General features: G+C 67.7%; 4 protein-coding genes. 3 read left to right on the top strand and 1 reads right to left on the bottom strand.

The genetic code is table 11. The features are described 5' to 3' along the window. Nucleotides 1-69 precede the first annotated feature (69 nt). On the bottom strand, nt 70-1182 hold the full coding sequence (locus tag IAE58_RS19715) for a PLP-dependent cysteine synthase family protein (RefSeq protein ID WP_199934781.1): 1113 nt from the start codon (nt 1180-1182) through the stop codon (nt 70-72). A 124-nt stretch (nt 1183-1306) separates the two neighbouring features. Here IAE58_RS19715 and gloA point away from each other — a divergent pair, with 124 nt between their 5' ends. The 3 genes from gloA to IAE58_RS19730 all read left to right on the top strand — a co-directional run bounded on the left by gloA (nt 1307) and on the right by IAE58_RS19730 (nt 3248). Further along, on the top strand, nt 1307-1825 hold the full coding sequence (gene gloA / locus IAE58_RS19720) for a lactoylglutathione lyase (protein ID WP_108754213.1): 519 nt from the start codon (nt 1307-1309) through the stop codon (nt 1823-1825). Nucleotides 1826-1900: 75 nt separating this feature from the next. Next, nucleotides 1901-2329, top strand: a complete 429-nt coding sequence (locus tag IAE58_RS19725) for a VOC family protein (protein WP_199934782.1) — start codon at nt 1901-1903, stop codon at nt 2327-2329. 88 nt (nt 2330-2417) lie between these two features. Continuing rightward, nucleotides 2418-3248 (top strand): prolyl oligopeptidase family serine peptidase, encoded by an 831-nt coding sequence (locus IAE58_RS19730; protein WP_199934783.1) that lies wholly within the window; start codon nt 2418-2420, stop codon nt 3246-3248. Nucleotides 3249-3432 lie beyond the last annotated feature (184 nt).

Consider the following 3432-nt stretch of genomic DNA (forward strand, 5'->3'; position numbering starts at 1 on the left):
CCCCCCCCCCCCCCCCCCCCCCCCCCCGCGCCCCCCCCCCCCCCCCCCCCCGCGGATCAGGTCGCTGCGTTACAGCGCTTCCAGGCTGCAGTACGCCAGCTCGGGCAACCCCTGCCCGGCCACGGCGGCGGCCAGCTGTGCATCGGCGCCGTCCACGTCGATGCCCTGCTTCAGGTACCACTCGGGGTTGTAATAGCTGTGCGCGTAGCGCTCGCCGGCATCGCAGAGGATGCTGACGATGCTGCCGCTGCGCCCGGCCGCGCGCATCCACTGCGCGGCCTGCAGCACGCCAATGAAGTTGGTGCCGGTGGAACCGCCCACGCGGCGCCCCAGCTGGCGGCTGACATGGCGCATGGCGGCCAGGCTCAGTGCGTCGGGCACCTTCACCATCGCATCCACGCTGGTGGGAATGAAGCTCGGTTCCACCCGCGGCCGGCCAATGCCTTCCACCCGCGAACCGCCGCTGCAGGTCAGCCCGCGCCAGTCTTGTTCACCGGCCACGGCCGCCTGGTAGCCGGCGTAGAACACCGAGACTTCCGGGTCGGCGCACAGGATGCGCGTATCGTGGCGGCGGTAGCTGACATAACGGCCCAGGGTGGCGGCGGTGCCGCCGGTGCCCGGGCTGCACACGATCCAGTCCGGCACCGGGCTGGGCTCTTCGGCCATCTGCTTGAAGATGGATTCGGCGATGTTGTTATTGGCGCGCCAGTCGGTGGCGCGCTCGGCGTAGGTGAACTGGTCCATGAAGTGGCCGCCCGTTTCGCGGGCCAGGCGTTCGGATTCACAGTTCAGGTCGCAGGCACGCTCCACCAGGTGGCAGCGCCCGCCATGGAATTCGATGGCCGCGATCTTTTCCGGCGAGGTGCTGGCCGGAATGACCGCCACGAACGGCAGCCCCAGCAGGCGCGCGAAGTACGCTTCGGACACGGCGGTGGAGCCGCTGGAGGCCTCGATCACCGGCCGCCCTTCGCGCAGCCAGCCGTTGGCCAGCGCATACAGGAACAGCGAGCGCGCCAGCCGGTGCTTCAGGCTGCCGGTGGGGTGGCTCGACTCGTCCTTCAGATAGACATCGATCCCGGCAAACCCGGGCAGCGCCAGCGGGATCAGATGGGTATCGGCGGAGCGATTGAAATCGGCTTCGATCTTGCGGATGGCGGCGGCCACCCATTCACGCTGCGACATGGCGGAGAGTCGTTGTCAGGACGGAACGGTGCGATCCGTCCATTGTATGTCGCAATCAGCACGGTGGGCGCCCGTTAGAATGGCCCATCCGGCCGTTCCCGGCCCTGTCTGAAGGACTTCCCCCATGACCCTTGCCGCCCTGCGCGACGTTCCCGGCGTGGCTGCCCAGGCCCCGGCCGAAACCCACGGCTTCGTGTTCAACCACACCATGCTGCGGGTGAAGGACATCACCGCCTCGCTGGACTTCTACACCCGCGTGCTGGGCTACCAGCTGATCGACAAGCGCGATTTCGCCGAAGCCCAGTTCAGCCTGTACTTCCTGGCTTACGTACCGGCCGGCGTGACCGTGCCGGAAGACGATGCCACCCGCCGGGTGTGGATGGCCGGCCTGCCGGGCGTGCTAGAACTGACCCACAACCACGGCACTGAAAGCCAGGACGGCCCGGTCTACCACGACGGCAACAGCGACCCGCGCGGCTTCGGCCACCTGTGCGTGTCGGTGCCGGCCCTGGAAGCGGCCTGCCAGCGCTTCGAGGACCTGGGCGTACCGTTCCAGAAGCGCCTGACCGACGGTCGCATGAAGAACATCGCATTCATCAAGGACCCTGACGGCTACTGGGTCGAGATCATCGCCAATACCTGATCCAAAAGAAGGTATCGTTCCGGTAGCGCCGGGCACCGTCCGGTGCTACCAACGAGCCACTTTGATGAGGTGCGTATGGAAACGATGGAGCTGCACCGCGGCCGCCTGATCGACCACCTGCAACTGGTGGTGCGCGACCTGGCCGCCAGCCGCCGCTTCTACCAGGCGGTGCTCGACACGATCGGCATTCCGGTGGCCGGTGAAGGCCCGGACTATTTCTGGGCCGACGAACTGTTCATTTCCACCGCCAGCAGCGGTGCCGCCGCCGGCCAGCTGACCGGCCGCCATCATCTGGCGTTCCAGGCCCGTGATGCGGCCACCGTCGATGCCTTCCACCGCGCCGCCCTGGCCGCTGGCGGCACCGACAACGGCGCCCCCGGCGAGCGCCCCTACCACCCCGGCTACTACGGCGCCTTCGTGCTCGACCCCGATGGCAACAACATCGAAGTGGTCTACCACGGCCCTGCCCGCTACAGCGCCGACTCGGTGAAAGTCACCTTCTGAACCCAGCGACGAAGGGGATCGCGTCGCTCTACCTCAATGGGACGGAAGCGAGCGGATCCCCGCGGTCCCTGTCTGCAAGGAGCGTGCAATGAGGATGTGGTTGTCGTGCCTGTTGCTGTGGGCCCTGCTGGGCCAGAATGCCGCTGCGCAATCGCGCTGCACCGATACACCACGCGGCCTGCTGACCCCCGCGCGGGTGACCTGCACGCACCAGACCGCGTGGATCGATTCAGGCGTGGTCGGCCAGCGCCGGGTGACCTACCAGCTGCCGCTGGGCACACCGCCGGCACACGGCTGGCCGGTGGTGCTGGTTTACCAGGGCTCGTTCTTCCCGCTGCAGAATTTCGACTACCGCAGCAACCAGCCATTTGGCGGCTATTACGAAGGCAAGCTGATCCAGACCCTGCTCGACCACGGTTACGCGGTGGTGGCACCGGCCGCGCCGGCTGATCTGTTCTGGCAGACCAATGTGCCGGGCCTGAGTGCGGCCTACGAGCTGGGCACCGATTACGATTTCCTCAGCAACGTCTTCGATGCGATTGCCGCCGGCCAGTTCGGCCCGCTCGACCCGCTGCGGCGCTATGCCACCGGCATTTCCAGCGGCGGCTACAACACCAGCCGCATGGCGGTTTCATTCCCGGGTGAATTCCGTGCGCTGGCCATCCAGTCCGGCTCGTACGCCACCTGCAGCGGGCCGCTGTGCGACGTGCCGGCGGTGCTGCCGTCCGACCATCCGCCCACCCTGTTCCTGCAGGGCTTCGTCGACACGGTGGTGCCGTGGTGGACCACCAACCGCTACTTCACCCGCCTGCAGGACCAGGGCCTGGAAACGGCGCTGTACACCGAACCGCTGGGCGGGCATGAATGGTTCGCCAGTTCACCGGCGCGCGTACTGGCCTGGTTCGACGCACATCCGTAAGGCGCAGATCGCAGGCTAGACGCCCGTTGCACTTGTCATCGTGCGTACCGGTAGCGCCGGGCCATGCCCGGCGGACCGGAAAATCACAACGTCTGCGTTGTTGCAGCTTTACCGCTGTACGAATACCTGCTGCGGGGGGGGGGGGGGGGGGGGGGGGGGGGGGGGGGGGGGGGGGGGGGGGGGG

The sequence above is a fragment of the Stenotrophomonas sp. S49 genome (genome assembly GCF_016624905.1).
Taxonomy (GTDB): domain Bacteria; phylum Pseudomonadota; class Gammaproteobacteria; order Xanthomonadales; family Xanthomonadaceae; genus Stenotrophomonas.

Bases quoted from the DNA above. Each gene is read 5' to 3' on its own strand.
- IAE58_RS19725 (WP_199934782.1), top strand. From the start codon at position 1,901: ATGGAAACGATGGAGCTGCACCGCGGCCGCCTGATCGACCACCTGCAA.
- IAE58_RS19715 (WP_199934781.1), bottom strand. From the start codon at position 1,182: ATGTCGCAGCGTGAATGGGTGGCCGCCGCCATCCGCAAGATCGAAGCC.
- gloA (WP_108754213.1), top strand. From the start codon at position 1,307: ATGACCCTTGCCGCCCTGCGCGACGTTCCCGGCGTGGCTGCCCAGGCC.
- IAE58_RS19730 (WP_199934783.1), top strand. From the start codon at position 2,418: ATGAGGATGTGGTTGTCGTGCCTGTTGCTGTGGGCCCTGCTGGGCCAG.